The following is a 19,752-nucleotide window of genomic DNA, read 5'->3' as shown; positions in this document are numbered from 1 at the left end:
CATGACAGAACCCTGGGAACCGTTCAGCCACAGCGAAACCGTCGGCATGGTCTACCAGCACGACAACACCAGCTGCTGGGCCGCCGGCATCGCCATGCTGGCCGGCTCCGACCTGGACACGGTGCTCGGCGAGTACCGGGACGTGGCCATGACCTGGGACCGCATCGAGCCGATCGCCCTGCACTGGGGCGTGCGCGAGGTGTACCCGGCCTGCGGCCTGCCCTCGTACTGGGTCACCGAGCTGTCCGAGCACGGTCCACTGTGGATCGTGATCAAGCAGGGCGGCGGCCACGTCAGCCACGCCGTGGTGCTCTACGGCATCTGGTCGGACGGCACCACCGCCGGCACCTGGATGTACTACAACGACCCGATCCACGGTCCGCTCCAGCTGGACTACGACACGTTCGAGCGCTCGTTCGAGCTGGGCGCGAACTCGCGCGCCAACATCTTCGCGACCCGCTAGGGAGAGTGAACACGATGACCGACACCACACCACAGGTGAGCCAGGACGAGTTCGCGCAGGCGTTGCAGGCCGACGCCGGCAGCTTCGCCAGCTACACCGCGAGCGACCAACTCCACGGCACCGGGCCGGGTGAGGAGACCATCGGCGGCGACAGCGTCGTCGACAGCATCGTCAACGTCGGCAAGACGGTGATCGAGCTGATGCACAACACCGCCAGCATCAACGCCTCCGAGTACGCCAATGCCGTGCCGGCCGGGGTGGACCCGATGGCGTTGACCGGCTGGGCCTCCGAGCCGGGCAACATCAGCCTGCACTGGAAGGCCTCCAGCGAGTGGTGGCGGGTGTGGCAGGCCGACTACGACTTCCTGGTCGGCGTCTCCTACTACTACGGCGCCAGCCACAACGGCGTCGGCCGCTACCTCGACTACGTCGCGCCGTGGATCCAGGTCAACTACCTGCCGCCGGACTTCTCGGTGGACGTGCGGGTGACCGTGCCCAACCACGCGATGAACCGCGGCGACGCCACCTCCGGGCCCATCGCGGCCCTGCCGTTCCAGCTCAACGTGACGCTGAACGGCTTCTTCTCCCACCTGGTCAGCTTCAACCAGCACTACAACGCCGAAGTGGTGGGCACCGGCGCCGGACACTGGCACTGACTGAAGGGGCGGCCGTCCGCGCCGCCCCTTCTCCGTGCCAGCACTCAGATCAGGCCCTCCCGCAGCGCGTACGCCACGGCGTGCGGCCGGTTGCGCAGGTGGAACCGGTTGGTGATGTCGTGCATGATCGCCTTCACGGTGCGCTGCGAGTAGCACAGCTGCTCGGCGATCTCCTTGGTGGAGAAGCCTTCCGCGACCAGTCGCAGCACCTCGATCTCCCGGGCGGAGGTGCCGCCGAGGTGCAGGCCGCGCGGTTCGAGGACGTTGCGCTGCAACCGGGCCACCCGGTCGAGCAGGCGACCGAGCAGGTCCGGCGGCAGCGCGCCGTCGCCGGTGTTGACGGCCTGGGCCAGCCGCACCAGGGCATCGGCGCTGATCTCGCTGCGCCGGGCCACCGCGCAGACCCCGTTCTCCACCGCGGTGAGGATCTCGTTGTCGTCGATCTGGCCGGCGATCAGCGCGATCTTGCTGTGGCCGCCGCACTGGAGCGTGCGCAGCAGCCGCACCGCCTGGTCGTCGAGCCGGTCGGCGACGACGAACACCACCGCCGATCTCGCTTCCTCGCTGTCCTCGTCCACCAGCCGGACCTCGGTCCGCGTGCGCAGCGTGACGGCGACCCCGCCCTGCAGGATCGGATCCGTGGCCCGCACCAGCACCGGCACCCGGGTCAGCGTCGTCGCCGCCGTGTCGAATTCCATCTCGCCTGTCTCCTTCGCTAGGCCGGACGCTCACAGGAGTGAGCACCCGAAGCTGGGAGACCCCTGGAGAACCTGGAACAACAACTTTTTCCGAGAAAATTTTGGTGACTTCACCGGGTCACGAGATGACGCTCCAACTCGCACTCACGGTGACGGTCTGGGCATTGCTGGCGGTGAACGTCACCGTTGCCCGGCCACTGTTGTCGGGCGCGTTCAGTGAAATGGTGACGGAAACCGACCGATCGGCCGCGATACCGCCGGATAACGGAGTCACCGTTACGTTTTGGTTGGTGCTGTTCCACCCCCACGACAGCGCCCCGCCCTTGGCGGAGAGCGTCACGGCCGCCTTGCCCGAATTGAGGTTGACCTCGCGGGGCGTGACGCCGAACGTGCCCACCGGCGGATTGCTGCTCGACGGCGGCTGACTCGACGAGGACGGCGGGTTGCTGCTCGACGGCGGCTGAGTCGTGGTGGTTGTTGTCGTGACGACAACTGGTTTCGGCGGCGGGGCGGCGATCCGGATCGTCGTGGTCGTCGCCGGGGCCACTGTTGTCGTGTCAACAGTAGTCGTGATCGAGTCGGGCACGGACACAGATACGGTCGCGGGTAACGAGCCGGCCGAGCTGGTGCTCGGAGTCGGCGGCAGGGCCTCGCGCCGATCGGCCGCATGCGGGATGAGGGCGTAGATGCCCAACATCAGCAGCAGCGCCGCCACCGCGGCGATGGTGATCCACGGCGGCCGCCGCATCCGCGACTGCCCCACCGGGAAGCCGTCCCGCCGGTACGGCCCGGCCCGGTCGGCCAGCCCGCGCCGGTAGCTGACCAGCTCCGGATCGTCGTTCTCCTGCGTCACCTGGTCGGTGATCTCGCCGCCGGCCACCAGCAGCGGGATCATCGCCAGCAGCTGCTTGGCGTTGACCCGCCGCCGCTTGTTCTCCCCGCACGTGTCGCAGGACTCGATGTGCCGGGCGATTCGCTTGCGCAGCAAGGGAGTCATCCGACCATCCCAGCCGTGCAGCAGGTCGTCCAGCACCGCGCAGGCCTCGCGGCCGGTGCGGGCCACGACCAGCGCCGACAGCGACTTCTCGAACTGCTGCCGGGCCCGCGACAGCAGGGCGTTGGCGTGGTTGACCGAGACGCCCAGCGCCGCGGCCAGATCCGGGCCGGCCAGGCCGTGCTGTCCGGCCAGCTCAAGGACCTCCCGCTCGCCCGGGTTCAGGCCAGCCAGCGTGTCGCGGACCAGCTGCCGCATCTCGTCCAGGCGCAGGCCGCTGTCCACGTCCTCGCCGGCTTCCGGCAGGTCGCCGGCCTCTTCCAGCGCGACCAGCCGCCGGTGACCCCGCCGGCGGCGGTGGCATTCGTTGCGGGCGATCGCGTACAGCCAGGGACGCAGCCGTTCCGGGTCGCGCAGCTGCGTCACCCGCTCGGCCGCGACGATCAGGGTGTCGTGCAGAACGTCGGCGGCGGCGTCCCGATCCTGCAACTGTGAGACACAGTAGGTGTAGAGGGGGTCGGCGTACCTCTCGTAGAGCTCGGCCCACCCCTGCCGGTCGCCTTCCGCGATGGCCCCGACAAGCTGCGCGTCCTGCACAAGGGAAAACCTAGGGGCGAAACGCGGGATTGACGATCGACCGGAGGGAGCCTTGACTGCGGCCGAATCGCCGTTAGGGAAATCCCTATGGGCACCCCCGGATGTCTCCTAGGAGGATTGCGTGCCCTTGGCGCGGCCTCGCGGCCGCCTCGGCGCCCGCACACTCCTATGTCCTATGCCGTGACCAGGCCGGTGCGCCAGGCCCAGGAGGCGATCTCCACCCGATTCCGCGCGCCGATCTTGTTCTGCACGGAGGCGAGGTGGGTCTTGACCGTGGACAGGGACAGGAACAGCGCGCCGGCGATCTCGGTGTTGGTCAGGCCGCGGGCGACCTCCCGCACCACGTCCTGCTCGCGCTGGGTCAGCAGCTCCAGCTCAGGGCCGGGGCCGTCGGCGGGGCGGGTGAAGTGCTGGAGCATGCGCAGGGTGATCTGCGGGGAGATCAGGGCGTTGCCGGCGGCGGCCGCCCGGACGGCCTCGACCAGCAGGGCCGGTCCGGCGTCCTTGAGCAGGAAGCCGCAGGCCCCGTTCTCCAGCACGGCGTAGACGTACTCGTCCAGGTCGAAGGTTGTCACGACAACAACCTTCATCGGCTCGGCCACGCCCGGCCCGGCCAGCTGGCGGGTCACCTCAAGGCCGTCCACGCCGGGCATCCGGATGTCGAGCAGGCAGACGTCGGGCCGCAGCTCGCGGGCCTTGGTCAGGGCGGCCACCCCGTCGGGCACGTCGGCGACCACCTCGATGTCCGGCTGGTTGTCGAGGATCATCCGGAACCCGACCCGGACCATCTCCTGGTCGTCCGCGATCAGCACCCGCACCGTCACCGCGCGCCTCCCCCCTTGGTCGCACTCTCCAGCGGCAGCTCGGCCAGCACCTGCCAGCCGCCGTCCACCTCGCCCGCCGAGAACAGGCCGCCCAGCAGCTCCACCCGTTCCCGCATGCCGACCAGACCGTATCCACCCGAGCCGCCGACCGGCACGAGCCGTCCGCCCTTGCCGTCGTCGCGGACCAGCAGCCGCAGCCCCGCAACTGTACGGGTCAGTTCAACTGTCACGTCGGTCGGCTCGTTGGCGTGCTTGTAGACGTTGGTCAGCGACTCCTGGACCAGCCGCAGCACCGACCGGCCGACCTCCTGGGGCACCGCATCGGGCAGGTCGATGCGCAGCCGCACCGGCACGCCGGCCTGCGCGGCCCGGTCCACCGCGGCCTGTACGTCGGAGTTCAGATCGGTGGTCGCGGTGTAGAGGGGCTCACTTTCCCGCAGCGTGCCGACCAGGCGGCGCATCGCGGCCAGGGCGTCGGTGCCGGAGTTGGCGATGCCGGGCAGCAACCGGTGCGCGGCCAGCGGATCGTTCTCGGCCACGGCCAGCGCGGCCTGGGCCTGTACGACCATGCCGGTGACGTGGTGGGCGACGACATCGTGCAGCTCGCGGGCCAGCTCCACCCGTTCGGCCCGCTGCGCGTCGGTAACGGCGGCGGTCATCGCGCGGCGGCGCATGCCGGCCTGGGCCCGCAGGTAGATGGCGACCATCACCGCGACGCCGACCACCGCCACGCCCAGCGCGAAGTTGAGCCGCAGCGTCGTCGAGTAGAGGGGGTAGGCGTCCCGGTACAGCAGGGCGAACGTGGCCGAGGCCCCGAGCAGGCCGACCTCGATGATCGCGACGACCGCGTCGCCGCGGAACACCACCGCCATGATGATGACCAGGAAGGCCACCGACTCGGCCGGCGTGAGCGGACCGGCCACCGTCGGCAGGTCGATGTGGAGGTCCCGCGCGACCACCGTGACGACACCGGCCGAGATGGTCGCGATCATCACCGCCAGCACCGGACGCCTGAGGCAGATCACCGCGGCCGCGCAGGTCAGCATGATCACCGGCTGCACCACGAGGGTGCTCAGCCGGCCGAAGGCCACGAACGGCAGCGTCTGGAGCAGGTACACCGCGGCCACACCGAGCCCGATGAACAGGGGGGCACGCAGCGCCGTCAGCAGTCGGTCCACGAAGGACACACTACGGGCGCGCGCCCGCCTGCGACCTCGGCCGACCGGCTCGGCGCGGCATCAGTCATTCGGCCGATGGACACTCACAGTCCCGGTCTGGCCGGCCGAGGTGGCGAAGACCCGGGCTCCGGCACCGTCTTCTCCCGACATGAACGATCGGGAGGGGACGACGGTGACAGCACCGGTGCTCACGGGGCGGGGCCTGACCAAGCAGTACGGCGGCGTGCACGCCCTGAACAACGTGGACATCACCATCGGGGCCGGCGAGGTGCTGTCCGTGGTGGGGCCGTCCGGCTCCGGCAAGACCAGCCTGTTGCAGGTGCTGTCCGGCATTCTGCGGCCGGACAGCGGGGATGTGTTCCTGGACGGGCAGTCGGTCGGCACGCTGTCCGAGGCCGCGCGCAGCGAACTTCGGCGGACCGCCTTCGGCTTCGTCTTCCAGTCCACCATGCTGGTGGCCGAGCTGACCGCCGAGGAGAACGCCGCACTGCCGCTGCTGCTGGGCGGAATGCCCCGCCACGAGGCCGTGTCCACCGCCCGCGACTGGCTGCACAAGCTCGGGCTGGACGGCCTGGCCGGGCGGCGGCCCGGGGAGATGTCCGGCGGCCAGGCCCAGCGCGTCGCCATCGCCCGCGCGCTGGCCCACCGCCCCCGCGTGATCTTCGCCGACGAGCCGACCGGCGCCCTGGACAGCCGCACCGGCCAGGACATGATGTCCGCCCTGCTGACTTCCGCCCTGGAATCCAACGCCGCCGTGGTCGTGGTCACCCATGACGCCGCCATCGCCGCCCGGGCCCGGCGCCGCGTGGAACTGAGCGACGGCCGCATCGCGGAAGAGGTCTACGCATGAGCGAGCTTGCGAGCGAATCATTCAGCACAGCGCGTTTCACGCTCGCACTGCCGACGAAGGAGGCGGTGTGAGCGTCTTTCGGATCGCGCTTGCGGTGCTGCGCAACGATTCCCGCAGCCGAGTCGGCACGGCGCTGGTGACGGTGGGCGTGGCATTGGGGGTGTCGCTGGTGCTGTGGCTGGCGTCCGCGCCGCATGCGTTGCAGCAGCGGGCGGATCGGATCGCCTGGCGCGACGGCGGAGTGGTGAGCCAGCAGGATTCCCGGGCCCAGGTCGTGCTGGCGACGAGCCAGGATCAGTTCGGTGGCAAGCTGATCCAGCGGTTCGACGTGACGCGGGCGCATCCGGGGACCGAGCCCTCGTTGGCGGCGGGCATGCCGCTGTTCCCGGGGCCGGGCCAGGTGTTGCTGTCGCCGGCGCTGGCGGAGCTGGTCGGGTCCAACCCGCCGGAGAATCTCGGCGATCGGTTCCCGGGCCGGGTGGTCGGCCAGCTGGGCGTGCAGGCGCTGGAATACCCGGACGAGCTGGTGGTGATCGTCGGCCACGAGCCCGGCACGGTCAATGGTCAGGCGCTGTCCGGCTTCGGCGGCTTCACCGGTTACGCGGCCGACAACTCCGACCTCCTCTTCCTGCTGACCAGGATCGGCATGGTGGTGCTGATCGTGCCGTGCCTGGTGCTGGTGGCCTCGGCGGCGCGGCTGACCGCGACCCGGCGGGAGCGGCGGCTGGCGGCGCTGCGGATGGCCGGCGCGACGCCCGCTCAGGTGATCGCGATGACCGCGGTGGAGACGGTGATCGGGGCGGTGCTGGGCAGCGTGATCGCCGTGATCGCGGCCGAGCCGCTGAGCCATGTGACCGCGTTGATCCCGTGGGGCAGCGGCACATGGCTGCCGGGCGACTTCACCTCCGGGCCGCTGTTCGTCGGCTTCATCGCGGTGCTGGCGCCGGTTCTCGTTGTCGGGGCGGCGGTTCTGGGGCTGCGCCGCGTCGTCGACCGGCCGTTGACGGCCGCCGCCGAATCGTCCCGGCGCAAGGTCAGCACGGCCCGGCTGTTGGGGCTGATCGCGGCCGGGTGCGTGTTCGCGTTCGGCATGCGGATCGCCATGCGGGGTTCCGGCCTGGACCGGTTCACCACGGTGCTGGTCGGACTGGGCGGGGTCGCGCTGGCGCTGGTGCTGGCCGGGCCGGTGGTGACGTCGTTGGTGGGACGGTATTTCGTGGCCCGCTGGCGCAAGCCGTCCACACTGCTGGCCGGGCGGCGGCTGCTGGGCGACCCGGTGGCGGCGTTCCGCGCGGCGGCCGGTGTGGTGGTGGCGGTGTTCGCCAGCGCGCTGGCGTTGACCATGCTGCCCGGCATCGAGGACCAGGTGTCGGTGTACCACGGGCCGTGGCGGGACTCGGCCGTCGTAGCCGAATCGGTGGCGCGCAACAGTGATCCGGTCGGCGATCTGCGGTCGGAGTTGGCCAAGCGCAAGCTGGACGCCCAGGTGGTGCCGTTGGTGAGCGGCTACCTGCGGTCGACCGGGGACGACTACCAGCGGAGCTACCAGGCGGTCATCGCACCGTGCCGAGACGCCGCCAAAGTCCTTTCCGGACTGTCCGAAAGCGACTGTGCCGACGGTCCCGCCGTGTACCTCCCTTCGGGCGAAGGGAATGCCCCACAGAAGGCGGAGTTCGCCCCGCAGACCAGGACGCCGATCGAAGGTGAACCGGCGGCCAAGCCGCTGCCGGCCGGCGTGCCGGTGCACAAGATCACCGGCTACGCCTCGCTGATCGTCATAGACCCGGCGGTGTTCCCGAACCTGGCCGCCAATCCGACCGGCGCCGCGGTCACGACAACACCGTCCAATCGGGACGCCGTCTACACCATGGTGGTCCGGATGCTGCCCGACGTGCCGGTGTCCGACAACGTCCGGGACTCCAGCCGCGGCGTCACGCTGCTGGCCGACCTGCGCCGGGCCACGGCGATCGGGTTGGGGCTCATGGCTTTGCTCAGCGGGGCCAGCGCGGCGGTGGCCGCCGCCGGCTCGGTGATCGACCGGCGGCGCACGTTCGGCGCGCTGATCGCCGCCGGCACACCGGTCCGGGTGCTGGCCCGGGCGTTGCGGCGCGAGGTCGTGCTGCCGGTGCTGGTGGCCACTCTCGGCGCGAGCCTGGCCGGCATGCTCGTGGGCATCGGGCTGCTCAGCGTCGTCGGCAGCATCTCCGGCCGGGGCGAGGCGTTGCTCAGCCCCTGGATCCTCGCGCCGGCGGCCGCCGGCTTCCTGGTCGCACTGGCCGCGGCCGCCGCCTGCGGGCCGGTGCTGCGGACCTTCAGCGCCAAGGACTACGCCGCCGAGTGACCGACGCCACACGACCGACGCCGTAACACCGCGCTCGCCCGGCGACTCATGTCAAGCGGGAACCAGTCGAAGGAAAGAACGTGAGTGCACCTACCGAACGGGCGCTGCGCGCCACCGATCGGCGGCCGATGACGCAACGGACGCGGCGGATCGTCTACGCCGCCTGGGCGTTCGCGCTCGTCGCGATTCCGGTCATCCTGGTCTGGCTGGCCGGCGACGACATGCTGGATCTGCGGGTGTACCGCAACGGCGGCCTGGCCTGGCTTCAGGGATTGCCGCTGTACCACGACTTTCCGGGGCCGCTGTCCGGGCCGAACCTCCCGTTCACCTATCCCCCGCTGGCGGCCGTGCTGTTCAGCCTGTTCGCCGCGATGCCGTTCTGGCTGACCAGCACGGTGGTCCTCGCCGGCGGCTTCCTGGCGCTGACGGCGGCAATGGTGGTGATCGCCGGCCGGCTCGACCGCCGTCTGAAGTGGACACTCGGGCCGGCGGCCGCGGTGTTGGCGCTGTCGCTGGAACCGGCGCTGTCGACGTTCGGCTACGGCCAGGTCAACCTGGCGCTGATGGCCTTGGTCGTGGTGGATTGCCTGGCCGTCAAGCGTTTTCGGGGCGTGCTGGTCGGGTTGGCGGCGGCGATCAAGCTCACACCGGCGGTGTTCGTGCTGTACTTCCTGGTGAAGCGGGACTGGAAGGCCGCCGCCCACTCGATGGCCTCCTTCGTCGCGTTCGGACTGGTCGGATTCCTGTTCGCCCCCAACGACTCCCGTGAGTACTGGTTCAGCACCGTGTTCGACCCCAGCCGCATCGGCGGCCTGGCCTACATGAACAACCAGTCCATCCGTGGTCTCCTGCACCGCCTGCACCCGCTGCCCGTGGTCGAGACCCTGCTGTGGGCGGTGCTGACGATCATGGTGCTGGCCCTGGCCTGGCGGGCCGCCCGCCGCGCCGCCAACGACGTCATCGCCCTGACCGCCATCGCCGTCGCCGGGCTGCTGGCCTCGCCGGTTTCCTGGTCCCACCACTGGGTCTGGGCCGCGCCGGCCTTCCTGGCCCTGGGCTGGCAGCTGTGGCTGACCCGGGCCTGGAAATGGGCGCCGGCGCTGGTCGCGGCCGCTGCCGTGTTCTGGCTCGCCCCCTTCCAGTGGCTGCCCCACGGCGACGACCGGGAACTGGACTGGAGTCTGTGGCAGCACATCCTCGGCAACGCCTACGTCTGGCTGGGCATCGGGCTGCTCGCCTTGGCACCCCGCCGAGCCGACGCCGATGCGGTATCGTCGGAGCCGGCTCGCAGGGAGCCGCCGGTCCGCGGAAAGGGCTCAGCCCGCCTGAGCGGTTCCCTGGTTGTGTAGCCGGCACCTCCTTTCAGCCTGGCGATGCGGACAGCTGGCTTGTGAAGGGAGGTCGCTGTGCCGACCTTTTCGCTGCCCGACGATCCCAGCCTTGACCACCTGCGGCGCCAGGCCCGGGCCTTGCACCGGGCGGTGCGCGCCGGGGACGCCGAGGCGCTGGCCCGGGTGCACCACTCCTACGGCGTCCCGCGGGAGCCGTTCCCACTGGCCACGGCCCAGCTCGTGATCGCCCGTGAGTACGGGTTCGCCAGCTGGGCTCAACTTCGCCGGCACGTCGACGTCATCGAGCGCTACCGCTGGCCCCGGCGCGGCGTGCAAGCGATCTCCACGCCGTCCGACGAATACTGCCGGTTGGCCTGCCTCACCTACTCCGCCGAGGACGACCCGTCCCGCTGGGCCTCGGCCGTCTTGCCGGCGGAGCCGCACATCTGGGCCGCCGCGGCGGCCGGCGACGCGGACAGGGTCGAAGCGTTGCTGGCCGAAGACCCATCCCTGGCGCGCCGCGAAGGCGGCCTTCATTCGTGGGAACCGCTGTGCTACCTGACGTACTCAAGGGTGCGACAGCGCGATCCGCTGCGGACAGCCAGGATCCTGCTCCGGGCCGGGGCCGATCCCAACACCGGATATCTGTGGGGCGGGCTGACCACGCCGTTCACCTTGCTCACCGGGGCGTTCGGCGAAGGCGAGCAGGGGCCGGTGCGGCAGCCCCGGCATCCGCAGGCGCTGGAGCTGGCCGAGATGCTGCTGCGGGCCGGGGCCGAGCCCAACGACGGGCAGACCCTCTACAACCGCATGTTCGGCGTCGACGACTCCCATCTGCGGCTGCTGTTCCGGTACGGCCTCGGGCGCGGCGACGGCGGACCGTGGCGAGCCCGGCTGGGCCTCGACTCGCCGATGCAACTGGTGCAGGGTTTGTTGCGGTGGGCGGTCAGCCACAACCAGCAAGCTCGGGTGCATCTGTTGGTGGACAACGGAGTTGAGCTTCCCGACGGCATCGTCCGGCTGGCGCTGCTGAACGGCAACAACGACATCGCCGCGTACCTGGAGCAGGCCGGCGCGCCCGCCGGGGAGCTGGATCCGGTGTCGGAGTTCGTGGCCGCCGTGCTGAGCGGCGGCGACGCCGATCCGTCCGTGGCGGTCCAGGCCCGCGCCGCCCGACCCGGACTGGTGGTGTGGGCCGCCGCCAACGGCCGTCTCGACGCCGTGCGACGCCTGGTCGAACTCGGCTTCGACGTCAATGCCCTCGGCCGCGGCGACGTGCCCGTCGAGCAGCCGTGGTGCACCGCCCTTCATCAGGCCGCCGGCGACGGCGACCTGGCCATGGCCCAGCTGCTGCTCGACCTCGGCGCCGACCCCTCGATCCGCGACTCCCGGTTCGACGCCACCCCGCTGGGCTGGGCCGAACACGAGTCCCACCCCGCCCTCATCACCCTCCTCACCCCTCACTCTCCGCACCCCCTCTAACGCTTGGAAGGGGGCTTTCCTCCACTCGGAGTGGAGGAAAGCCCCCTTCCAAGCTCAGGTGGGGGTGGTGGTGGCGCGGGCCAGGTCCTGGACGAAGGCCTCGGTCATGCGTTGCAGGGCCAGCCGGTAGAGCCAGCCCGTGCCCGGCACCCTGGCCCGGAACGAGCTGCTCCAGCGGATGTCGGTGCCGCCGCCGGCCGGGGTGAGGTCGACGTCGGCCCGATAGCCGCGCAGTGCCAGGCCGGACAGCAGGGCGTAGCTGAACCGCCGGTCGGGCACGATCTCCACGACCTGCTCGCGCATGAGGTACCGGCCGGTGCGGAAGTTGCGGATGGCCCCGACCGACTCCCCGCCGCCGGCGCCGGCCCGTTCCAGGTCGAACTTCTCGATACGGCTCCAGGACGGCCAGGTGGAACCGTCGCGCAGCAGCGCGTGCACCGTCGCCGGGCTGGCGGTGGTGTGTCCCCGGGCGTCGACCCGCTGAATGCCCATGACCCCTCCCCGTGTGTACCAAGTGGTACATGTACCATCTGGTTCAATGGAGCGCAAGGACCCTCGGCGAACGCTGCTCGAAGCGGCGGTCGACCACCTGTCGCGGACCGGCGTGACCGGGCGCAGCCTGCGGCAGCTGGCCGCCGAGCTGGGCACCAGCCACCGGATGCTGATCTACCACTTCGGCTCCATGGAGGGCCTGCTGGTGGAGATCGTGCGCGAGGTCGAGGCCCGCCAGCGGTCGGCCCTGGCCGACCTGGACGCCACGCTCGACCCGGTTGAGCTGGCCAGATCCTTCTGGCGGCGGTTCACCGACCCCGCGCTGTACCCGAACGAGCGGCTGTTCTTCGAGCTGTACGGGCAGGCGCTGCAAGGCCGTCCCGGCACCGAGGCGCTGCTGCCGGAGGTGGTGACCGCCTGGCTGGAGCCGCTGGCGGCCGTGGCCCGGAGTCACGGACTCGACGAGCGGGCGGCGCTGACCCATGCGAGGCTGGGGTTGGCCACCACCCGCGGCCTGCTGCTGGACCTGCTGGCCACCGGCGACCTGGCCGCGGTGACCGAGGCGATGGACCTGTTCATCGACCAGTACGTCTCCGGCCTGCGATGATGACTGGGTTTACCCATGCCGTATGGGTAAGTTGACCCATTTTGTGAACAGGGTCTGGCGCGGTCACGAATGGTCACGCCAAGCTGCGAAACATGGGCAGCATCTCCGTCGTACTGGCCGACAGCCACGACATCGTGCGCAACGGGTTGCACGCCGTGCTGGGGGCAGAGATCGACATCCGGGTCGTGTCGGAGGCCGAGGACACCGCCGAGGCCGTCCGGGCCGCCACCGTGCACCGGCCGGACCTGATCGTCACCGACTTCGACGCCGCCGCCATCCGCGAGCTGCTGCGCGCCGCCCCCGGGGTGCGGGTGCTGGTGTTCACTCTCGCCGACGACGATGACTCCATCTACCGGGCCATCCACGCCGGGGCCCGCGGCTACCTGCTGAAATCCGCCCAGACCGCCGAGATCGTGCGGGCCGTGCGCGGCGTCGCCGCCGGCGAGGCCATCTTCGGCGAGGGCGTCGCCCACCGGGTCACCGAGCTGCTCATCGCCCCCGCCCACCGGGCCGAGGACGTCTTCCCCGAGCTCACCCGCCGGGAACGCCAGGTCCTCGACCTCATCGCCGACGGCCGCTCCAACTCCGTCATCGCCCGCCAGCTCCACCTGGCCCCGAAGACCGTCAGCAACCACATCTCGGCGATCTTCACCAAGCTGCGGGCCGCCGACCGCGCCGAGGCCATCGCCCGCGCCCGCGACGCCGGCATCGGCGCCCGCCACCGCCATCTCACCTCGGTAACGGGCTGACCCTTTCGGCACATGCGGACCGCATGTGCCTCTCCGAGGCAAGTATGACGCGCATGTGCCAGAAGCCGCCGCTTTCTGCCACATGCGCTTCCCATACGGGTTCAGACGCCACATACGAAGCGCATGTGGCGAACACCCCGCCGGTTGCCACATGCGCTTCCCATGTGGGTTCAGATGCCATATAGGAAGCGCATGTGGGGAAAAGGGGGGTTAGGAGCTGAAGGCGGAGTCGAAGGAGGCCTCGGGGGGCTCGATGCGGGTCATGGAGCGGACGAAGGCGAGGGCGTCGGGGGCGCCGGTGAGGCGGTCCATGCCGGCGTCCTCCCACTCCACGGAGATGGGACCGTCGTAGCCGATGCTGTTGAGCATCCGGAAGCACGCCTCCCACGGCACGTCGCCGTGCCCGGTGGACACGAAGTCCCAGCCGCGCCGGGGATCGCCCCACGGGAGGTGGGAGCCGAGCCGGCCGTTGCGGCCGTTGAAGCGCTTGACCGACTCCTTGCAGTCGACGTGGTAGATGCGGTCCCGGAAGTCGTACAGGAACCCGACGGGGTCGAGGTCCTGCCACACGAAGTGGCTGGGGTCGAAGTTGAGCCCGAACGCGGGCCGGTGCCCGATGGCCTCCAGGGTGCGCACGGTGGTCCAGTAGTCGTAGGCGATCTCGCCGGGGTGGACCTCGTGCGCGTAGCGGACGCCGACCTCGTCGAAGACGTCGAGGATCGGGTTCCACCGGTCGGCGAAGTCGGCGTAGCCGCGTTCGATCATCGAGTCGGGCACGGGCGGGAACATGGCCAGGGTGTGCCAGATCGACGAGCCGGTGAACCCTACGACCGTGGTGATGCCCAGCGCGGCGGCGGCCCGGGCGGTGTCGGCGATCTCGGCGGCGGCCCGCTGCCGCACGCCCTCGGGGTCGCCGTCGCCCCACACCCGCGGGTGCAGGATGTTCTGGTGCCGCTCGTCGATGGGATGGTCGCAGACGGCCTGGCTGGTCAGGTGGCACGACAGCGTCCAGCACTGAAGGTTGTGCCGGGCCAGGGTTTCCTTGAACTTGGGGAGGTACGAGTCGTCGGCCAGCGCGGCCCGCACGTCGAAGTGATCACCCCAGGTGGCCACCTCCAGACCGTCGTAGCCCCAACCCGAAGCCAGCCGGCAGACCTCCTCGAACGGCAGGTCGGCCCACTGCCCGGTGAACAGCGTCACGGGACGAACCATCACACACCCCTCAGTGAAATGCCCTGTTGCACGGCCGCGAGCACCCGCTGCACCTGCAAACCCTCGTCGAAGGACGGCGAAAGCTCCGTGCCCTCGACCACTCCGACGACAAAGTCCCGCACCTGGTGGATGAACGTGTGCTCGTAGCCGATGATGTGTCCGGGCGGCCACCACGCGTCCAGGTACGGATGGGTCGGCTCGGTGACCAGGATCCGCCGGAAACCGGCGGTGCGGGAGTCCTCGGCGCCGTCGTAGAACTGGAGCTCGTTCATGGATTCCTGGTCGTAGGACAGGGTTCCGAGCGAGCCACTGACCTCGATCCGCATGGCGTTCTTGCGGCCGGTGGCGAACCGGGTCGCCTCGAACACGCCCAGCGCGCCGCCATCGAAACGGGCGGTGAACACCGCGGCGTCGTCGACGGTGACCGGTCCGCGGCCGGAGCCGTCGCCGCGAGGCCGCTCGTCGACGAAGGTCTGGAGCACGCCGCCGACCTCGGAAATCCGTTGCCCGGTCAGGAACTGGGCCATGTCGATGCTGTGCGCGCCGAGATCGCCGAGCGCGCCGGAGCCGGCGCTGGCCGCGTCCAGCCGCCAGGTGAGCGGAAAGTCGGGGTCCACCAACCAGTCCTGGAGGTACTGGGCCCGAACCTGCCTGATCGTCCCGATCCGGCCCTCGGCGATCAGCTGACGCGCCAAGGCCAGCGCCGGCACGCGGCGGTAGTTGAACATCACCATCGACCGGCCGGTGGCGCTCCTGGCCGCGTCGGCCATGTGGGAGGCCTCCTCGACCGTGTTGGCCAGCGGCTTCTCGCACAGCACGTGCTTGCCGGCGGCCAGGGCGGCGACGGCGATCTCGGCGTGGCTGTCGCCGGGCGTGCAGATGTCGATCACGTCGATGTCCGGCCGGTCGACCACGGCCCGCCAGTCGGTGGCCGACTCGGCCCAGCCGTACTTGGCCGCCGCGGCCGCCACCTTGTCGGCCGAACGGCCCACTACCACCGCGAGTTCGGGCGTGGCCGGCAGGTCGAAGAAGCGGCCGGCGGTGCGCCAGGCGTGCGAGTGGGCTGCCCCCATGAAGGCGTAGCCGATCATGCCGATCTTCATGCCGTCACCGCCGCCGGTCGCTCGCAGGTGCTGCCGATCGCCACGGACTCGCCGGTCTCGGCCGCCCGCAGCAGGCATTCCATCACGTCCAGCACGTGGTACGCCAGATCACCACTGGCCCGATGGGGCGTTCCGTCCACAATGGACCGAGCCATGTCCGAGACGCCGTAGCCGCGGCCGGCGTCCGGGTATCCGGCCAGCACCGGCAGGTCGACCCACTCCTCGCGGAAGATCTGGACGGTGCCGGCGAAGCCGTTGGGGTCGGGCACGGACAGGCTGCCCTCGGTGCCGTACACCTCGATCCGCGGCAGCTGCGCGCCCCAGATGTCGAAGCTCATCATCAGCGTGGACAGCTCGCCGCCGACGTGCTCCAACACCCCGGTCACGTGCGTGGCCACCCGAACCGGGATGCTCGTCCCCGCCCGGGGTCCGCTGCCGATCACCCGCGTGGGCCTCGGCGCGGAGGACATGCCGACCACGCGGCGCACCGGCCCCAGCAGCGTCACCAGCGCGGTCAGGTAGTACGGCCCCATGTCCAGCAACGGACCGCCGCCGGGCTCGTAGTAGAACTCCGGGGCCGGGTGCCACCGTTCATGTCCGGGCGTGGTCATAAAGGCCGTCGCCGCAACGGGAACGCCGATGTCGCCGGCGTCCAGGCTGGCCCGGGCGGTCTGCACCCCGGTGCCCAGCACGGTGTCCGGCGCGCAGCCGACGACAACCCCTTGCGCGGCAGCGGCGTCCAGCACCTCACGGGCCGAGACGGTGTCGGCGGCCAACGGCTTCTCGCCGTACACGTGCTTGCCGGCGGCAATGGCTTCCAGCGCAACCGAAGCGTGGGCCAAGGGGATCGTCAGGTTGAGCACGATGTCCACATCGGACGCCGCATACAGCTCTTCCGGCGTGCACGCCGGAACGCCGGCTTCCGATGCCAGCGCCGAGGCCTTGCCGGCGTCGATGTCGGCGATCCGGGTCAGCTGCACGTTGTCCAGGCGCGGCAGGTTCTTGACGTACTGGCCGCTGATGTTGCCGGCTCCGACGATGCCGATCCTCAACGAGTCGCCCACGACATCCCCTCGATGATCATCCGGTCCACTTCCGGCACGTCGAAGTCGTCCAGCTTGTGGCCGATGGTGGTGACAAAAACCTTGCCGTCGCCCCATTTCCGGGTCCAGGTGACCGGCAGGGTGGTGCCGTCCTCGACGAAGTCGGTCACCGCCAGCACCTCCACCGCCGGATCGGTGTGCACGTAGTACTGCTCGGTGTGCACGTCGAACTTGGCCCCGTCGACCCGCACGGTGTAGTCCACGAACTGCGGCGGGTGGTAGACGAACTGCCCGCCGGTCATCAGCTGGTATCGGGTCTCGTTGCGGAACGAGTCGACGATTCCCCCGTGCCAGCCGGCGAATCCGGTCCCGGCCCGCACCGCGGCGGTCAGGCCCTCCACCTGCGGCCCGGTGATCTCGCCCATCGTCCAGCACTGCACGATCAGGTCCGTCCGGCCCACCAGCTCGGCGTCCAGATAGCTGTCCAGGGTGTCGGAGGTGGTCACCTCGTAGCCGAGGGTCCGCAGTTCCCCGGCATAGCGGTCGCTGGCCGCCACGGGCACGTGCCCCGGCCAGCCGCCACGAACCACGAGCGCGGTTTTCATGTGCCCCCATTCATCGGACGCCAGGTGTGCACGGGCGTGAAGCCGAGCAGTTCCCGGCTCAGCTCCAGGGAGAACGGTACGGCGAACCCGTCGAGCGGGCCATCCAGCCGGGTCGTCGGGTGGTAGCGCCGCATCAGCTCGACGGTCGGCACCGGCGAGGTCGTGTCCGGCGCGGCCACGTTGATCAGGGCGTGCCCGTCCACCCGCGCGGTCAGCGCGGTGATCACCGCGCGGGCGGCGTCGCGGGTGTCGATCCAGCTCCACAGCGAGGCCCGGTCCGCGCCGGGATCGCGGCGCACGTGCTCCAACTGGCCCCGAAGGCGCTCGCCGGTGCCGATGAACGGGAACCGCAGGCTGATCACCGTGCTGCCCCAGCGCCGGCTGACCGTCTCCCCGATCAGCTCGCCGACCAGCTTGGACAGCCCGTACACGTCGTCGCCGACGTAGGGGTGCCGCTCGGTCACCGGCGCGAACTCCGGTGACCGCGGCCGGGTGGACCAGGCCAGCCCGACGGCGGAAAGGCTTGACACGTAGACGATCCGCTTGACCCCGGCCCGGCCGGCCGCGTCCAGCAGCTGGAAGGTGGCGTCCACGTTGTTGCCGAACACCTCCGGCTCGGCCGCGCTGAGCGGGGACGGCAGCGCGGCGGCGTGCACCACCGCGTCCAGCCCGGCCAGCAGCGGCTCCAGCTGCTCCCGGTCCCGCAGGTCGCCGACGTTGCGGTCGTGGGCCAGGACTTCGTGGCCGGCCAGCTGCTCGACGATCTCGGCGCCGAGCATGCCCTCGGCCCCGGTCACCAGGACCCGCATCAGCCCTTCACCGCGCCTTGCAGCCCGTTCACGAAATACCGTTGCAGCAGCACGAAAAGGATGATCACCGGGATGACGATGATCAGCGACGCGGCCATCAGCACGTTCTCCTGCGGGGCGGTGGACGAGTTGAGGTTCTGCAACGCCAGCGGCAGCGTGTACCGCGACGCGTCGTTGAGCGACACCCTGGTCAGCACGTACTCGTTCCAGGTGGGCACGGCGGTCAGCAGCGCGATGGTGATCAGCGCCGGCCGCGAGACCGGCAGGTAGATCGACCAGAAGGTGCGCAGCTCGCCGGCCCCGTCGCAGCGGGCCGACTCCTTCAGCTCCCCCGGCACCGACCGGAAGCTGTTGGTGAGCAACATGATGGACAGTGGCGCGGTGCCGTTGACGAAGGGCAGGATGATGCCGGGGAAGGTGCCGATCAGCCCCAGGTTCTGCTGGAGGATCACCACCGGCAGCAGCACGGTCACGCCCGGCACGAACAGCAGCGACAGGAACATGCCGTACAGCAGCCGGTTTCCGGGAAAGCGCAGCACCGCGAAGGCGTAGCCGGCCAGCGAGTACACGATCAGCACGCCGACCGTGGTGAAGCCGGTGACGATCAGGCTGTTGCCGAAGTAGGTGAAGAAGTGCAGGTCGCTCCACGTGCTGACCAAAGTGGATAGTGTGGGGGCGCGCGGGATCAGGTGCCCGTCCTGGAGGATCTCCTTGCTGTCCTTCAACGCCCCGGACACCATGAGCAGGAACGGGTACAGGCTGATCAGCGCGTACACGACCAGCATCGCGTACATGACCACCCGGGCCCTCACGTGCGGCTCCGCAGCACGCGCAGGTTGCCCCAGGCCAGCAGCAGCGCCACCACGAACATCAACCATCCCAACGCGCTGGACTGGCCCAGCGTCGGTCGGCCGGCGTTGACGAAGGCCAGGTTGTAGGACTCGAGCCCGAGCACCAGGGTGTGCCCGCCGGGCCCGCCGTTGGTCATCAGCAGGAAGATCTGGAAGCCCTGCATGGCGTCCCGCACGTTGAGCATGATCACCGCGCCGGTGATCGGCAGCAGCAGCGGCCAGATGATCTTCGTCATGGTGCGCAGGCCGCCGGCCCCGTCCACCCGGGCCGCGTCGATCAGCGACTGGTCGATCGCCTGCAACCCGGTCAGGTACAACACCATCGCCACCGGCACCGCGCTCCACGACATGACCACGATCAGCGTCGGCAGCGCGGTCGCCGGGTTGCCCAGCCAGCCCTGGGGCTGGGCCAGTGAGCCCAACCCCAGGCTGCGCAGGATGAAGTTGATCGAGCCTTCCGGTTGCAGCGCGTAGGTCCACGCGTAGAACAGGGCGATGCCGGCGGTGACGTTGGGCAGGAAGTACACCGTGCGGAACACCGAGCGCAGCCAGGTGATCCGGTTGAGCGCCACCGCCAGCGGAAAGCCGATCAGCACGGTCAGCAGCGGCACCCCGATCATCACCACCAGCGTGCGCAGCGCCGCGCCCTGCACCAGCGGGGCGATCGCCGGATCGTTGTAGATCAGGTCGAGGTAGTTGCCGAACCCGACCCAGGTCCACTTCGGCGAGAACCCGTTCCACCGGGCGAAACTCAGCAGCAACCCGTAGCCGACGGTGTAGACGCCCATCACCGCGAACAGGGCCACCGCGGGCAGGACGAACAGATAACCGGTCAAAGCCTCCCGGCTCCGGACACGCGCCGCCACC

The 19,752-nt window shown here is 70.2% G+C and carries 20 protein-coding genes; 8 read left to right on the top strand and 12 right to left on the bottom strand.

What is annotated here, in order from left to right; translation table 11 throughout:
- Position 1: 1 nt before the first annotated feature.
- Together ACIG5F_RS09135 and ACIG5F_RS09130 are read left to right on the top strand one after the other, a co-directional pair.
- Entirely contained in the window at positions 2 to 463 is a 462-nt protein-coding gene (locus tag ACIG5F_RS09135; protein WP_396516940.1) for a papain-like cysteine protease family protein, read from the top strand.
- A gap of 14 nt (positions 464 to 477) precedes the next feature.
- Entirely contained in the window at positions 478 to 1,119 is a 642-nt protein-coding gene (locus ACIG5F_RS09130) for a hypothetical protein (RefSeq protein ID WP_396516939.1), read from the top strand.
- Between the two features lie 44 nt (positions 1,120 to 1,163).
- Here ACIG5F_RS09130 and ACIG5F_RS09125 read toward each other — a convergent pair whose 3' ends face one another.
- The 4 genes from ACIG5F_RS09125 to ACIG5F_RS09110 all read right to left on the bottom strand — a co-directional run bounded on the left by ACIG5F_RS09125 (position 1,164) and on the right by ACIG5F_RS09110 (position 5,410).
- On the bottom strand, positions 1,164 to 1,817 hold the full coding sequence (locus tag ACIG5F_RS09125; RefSeq protein WP_396516938.1) for a response regulator transcription factor: 654 nt from the start codon (positions 1,815 to 1,817) through the stop codon (positions 1,164 to 1,166).
- Between the two features lie 118 nt (positions 1,818 to 1,935).
- Entirely contained in the window at positions 1,936 to 3,408 is a 1,473-nt protein-coding gene (locus ACIG5F_RS09120) for a sigma-70 family RNA polymerase sigma factor (protein ID WP_396516937.1), read from the bottom strand.
- Positions 3,409 to 3,581: 173 nt separating this feature from the next.
- Positions 3,582 to 4,232 (bottom strand): response regulator, encoded by a 651-nt coding sequence (locus ACIG5F_RS09115; RefSeq protein ID WP_396516936.1) that lies wholly within the window; start codon positions 4,230 to 4,232, stop codon positions 3,582 to 3,584.
- The gene (locus tag ACIG5F_RS09110) at positions 4,229 to 5,410 is read right to left on the bottom strand and encodes a sensor histidine kinase (protein ID WP_396516935.1); all 1,182 of its coding nucleotides are present in this window, start codon (positions 5,408 to 5,410) and stop codon (positions 4,229 to 4,231) included. The genes ACIG5F_RS09115 and ACIG5F_RS09110 overlap by 4 nt, the downstream gene beginning before the upstream one ends.
- 148 nt (positions 5,411 to 5,558) lie before the next feature.
- On the opposite strand from ACIG5F_RS09110, the gene ACIG5F_RS09105 reads away from it, so the two are divergent.
- From ACIG5F_RS09105 to ACIG5F_RS09090, 4 genes are all read left to right on the top strand, one after another.
- A complete protein-coding gene (locus tag ACIG5F_RS09105; RefSeq protein WP_396516934.1) occupies positions 5,559 to 6,260 on the top strand; it encodes an ABC transporter ATP-binding protein in 702 nt (233 codons plus the stop codon).
- A 67-nt stretch (positions 6,261 to 6,327) separates the two neighbouring features.
- On the top strand, positions 6,328 to 8,601 hold the full coding sequence (locus tag ACIG5F_RS09100; RefSeq protein WP_396516933.1) for an FtsX-like permease family protein: 2,274 nt from the start codon (positions 6,328 to 6,330) through the stop codon (positions 8,599 to 8,601).
- A gap of 80 nt (positions 8,602 to 8,681) precedes the next feature.
- The gene (locus ACIG5F_RS09095; RefSeq protein ID WP_396516932.1) at positions 8,682 to 9,950 is read left to right on the top strand and encodes a glycosyltransferase 87 family protein; all 1,269 of its coding nucleotides are present in this window, start codon (positions 8,682 to 8,684) and stop codon (positions 9,948 to 9,950) included.
- A gap of 57 nt (positions 9,951 to 10,007) precedes the next feature.
- Positions 10,008 to 11,414, top strand: coding sequence for an ankyrin repeat domain-containing protein (locus ACIG5F_RS09090; protein ID WP_396516931.1), 1,407 nt, complete (start codon positions 10,008 to 10,010; stop codon positions 11,412 to 11,414).
- Positions 11,415 to 11,468: 54 nt separating this feature from the next.
- On the opposite strand, the gene ACIG5F_RS09085 is transcribed toward ACIG5F_RS09090, so the two are convergent.
- The gene (locus ACIG5F_RS09085) at positions 11,469 to 11,906 is read right to left on the bottom strand and encodes an SRPBCC family protein (protein WP_396516930.1); all 438 of its coding nucleotides are present in this window, start codon (positions 11,904 to 11,906) and stop codon (positions 11,469 to 11,471) included.
- A gap of 46 nt (positions 11,907 to 11,952) precedes the next feature.
- On the opposite strand from ACIG5F_RS09085, the gene ACIG5F_RS09080 reads away from it, so the two are divergent.
- Together ACIG5F_RS09080 and ACIG5F_RS09075 are read left to right on the top strand one after the other, a co-directional pair.
- The gene (locus ACIG5F_RS09080) at positions 11,953 to 12,513 is read left to right on the top strand and encodes a TetR/AcrR family transcriptional regulator (RefSeq protein ID WP_396516929.1); all 561 of its coding nucleotides are present in this window, start codon (positions 11,953 to 11,955) and stop codon (positions 12,511 to 12,513) included.
- 92 nt (positions 12,514 to 12,605) lie between these two features.
- A complete protein-coding gene (locus ACIG5F_RS09075) occupies positions 12,606 to 13,262 on the top strand; it encodes a LuxR C-terminal-related transcriptional regulator (protein ID WP_396516928.1) in 657 nt (218 codons plus the stop codon).
- A 210-nt stretch (positions 13,263 to 13,472) separates the two neighbouring features.
- On the opposite strand, the gene ACIG5F_RS09070 is transcribed toward ACIG5F_RS09075, so the two are convergent.
- From ACIG5F_RS09070 to ACIG5F_RS09040, 7 genes are read right to left on the bottom strand one after another with little or no spacing between them, the layout of a single operon-like run.
- Complete coding sequence (locus tag ACIG5F_RS09070) at positions 13,473 to 14,474, bottom strand: sugar phosphate isomerase/epimerase family protein (RefSeq protein WP_396516926.1); 1,002 nt, start codon at positions 14,472 to 14,474, stop codon at positions 13,473 to 13,475.
- A complete protein-coding gene (locus tag ACIG5F_RS09065) occupies positions 14,474 to 15,577 on the bottom strand; it encodes a Gfo/Idh/MocA family protein (protein WP_396516925.1) in 1,104 nt (367 codons plus the stop codon). The genes ACIG5F_RS09070 and ACIG5F_RS09065 overlap by 1 nt, the downstream gene beginning before the upstream one ends.
- Entirely contained in the window at positions 15,574 to 16,641 is a 1,068-nt protein-coding gene (locus tag ACIG5F_RS09060; protein WP_396516924.1) for a Gfo/Idh/MocA family protein, read from the bottom strand. Before ACIG5F_RS09060 ends, ACIG5F_RS09065 begins: the two co-directional genes overlap by 4 nt.
- Positions 16,626 to 17,225, bottom strand: a complete 600-nt coding sequence (locus tag ACIG5F_RS09055) for a ThuA domain-containing protein (RefSeq protein WP_396516923.1) — start codon at positions 17,223 to 17,225, stop codon at positions 16,626 to 16,628. Before ACIG5F_RS09055 ends, ACIG5F_RS09060 begins: the two co-directional genes overlap by 16 nt.
- Positions 17,222 to 18,034, bottom strand: a complete 813-nt coding sequence (locus tag ACIG5F_RS09050; protein WP_396516922.1) for an NAD-dependent epimerase/dehydratase family protein — start codon at positions 18,032 to 18,034, stop codon at positions 17,222 to 17,224. Before ACIG5F_RS09050 ends, ACIG5F_RS09055 begins: the two co-directional genes overlap by 4 nt.
- Positions 18,034 to 18,846, bottom strand: coding sequence for a carbohydrate ABC transporter permease (locus ACIG5F_RS09045; protein WP_396516921.1), 813 nt, complete (start codon positions 18,844 to 18,846; stop codon positions 18,034 to 18,036). Before ACIG5F_RS09045 ends, ACIG5F_RS09050 begins: the two co-directional genes overlap by 1 nt.
- Positions 18,843 to 19,751 (bottom strand): carbohydrate ABC transporter permease, encoded by a 909-nt coding sequence (locus tag ACIG5F_RS09040; RefSeq protein WP_396516920.1) that lies wholly within the window; start codon positions 19,749 to 19,751, stop codon positions 18,843 to 18,845. The genes ACIG5F_RS09045 and ACIG5F_RS09040 overlap by 4 nt, the downstream gene beginning before the upstream one ends.
- Position 19,752: the final 1 nt, after the last annotated feature.

Origin of the sequence: Kutzneria sp. NPDC052558 (assembly GCF_044547355.1) — a bacterium.
GTDB lineage: Bacteria > Actinomycetota > Actinomycetes > Mycobacteriales > Pseudonocardiaceae > Kutzneria.
This window is presented reverse-complemented; position numbering and strand designations above follow the sequence as displayed.

Bases quoted from the DNA above. Each gene is read 5' to 3' on its own strand.
- ACIG5F_RS09080 (WP_396516929.1), top strand. From the start codon at position 11,953: ATGGAGCGCAAGGACCCTCGGCGAACGCTGCTCGAAGCGGCGGTCGAC.
- ACIG5F_RS09050 (WP_396516922.1), bottom strand. From the start codon at position 18,034: ATGCGGGTCCTGGTGACCGGGGCCGAGGGCATGCTCGGCGCCGAGATC.
- ACIG5F_RS09105 (WP_396516934.1), top strand. From the start codon at position 5,559: ATGAACGATCGGGAGGGGACGACGGTGACAGCACCGGTGCTCACGGGG.
- ACIG5F_RS09075 (WP_396516928.1), top strand. From the start codon at position 12,606: ATGGGCAGCATCTCCGTCGTACTGGCCGACAGCCACGACATCGTGCGC.
- ACIG5F_RS09065 (WP_396516925.1), bottom strand. From the start codon at position 15,577: ATGAAGATCGGCATGATCGGCTACGCCTTCATGGGGGCAGCCCACTCG.
- ACIG5F_RS09130 (WP_396516939.1), top strand. From the start codon at position 478: ATGACCGACACCACACCACAGGTGAGCCAGGACGAGTTCGCGCAGGCG.
- ACIG5F_RS09070 (WP_396516926.1), bottom strand. From the start codon at position 14,474: ATGGTTCGTCCCGTGACGCTGTTCACCGGGCAGTGGGCCGACCTGCCG.
- ACIG5F_RS09085 (WP_396516930.1), bottom strand. From the start codon at position 11,906: ATGGGCATTCAGCGGGTCGACGCCCGGGGACACACCACCGCCAGCCCG.
- ACIG5F_RS09135 (WP_396516940.1), top strand. From the start codon at position 2: ATGACAGAACCCTGGGAACCGTTCAGCCACAGCGAAACCGTCGGCATG.
- ACIG5F_RS09125 (WP_396516938.1), bottom strand. From the start codon at position 1,817: ATGGAATTCGACACGGCGGCGACGACGCTGACCCGGGTGCCGGTGCTG.
- ACIG5F_RS09055 (WP_396516923.1), bottom strand. From the start codon at position 17,225: ATGAAAACCGCGCTCGTGGTTCGTGGCGGCTGGCCGGGGCACGTGCCC.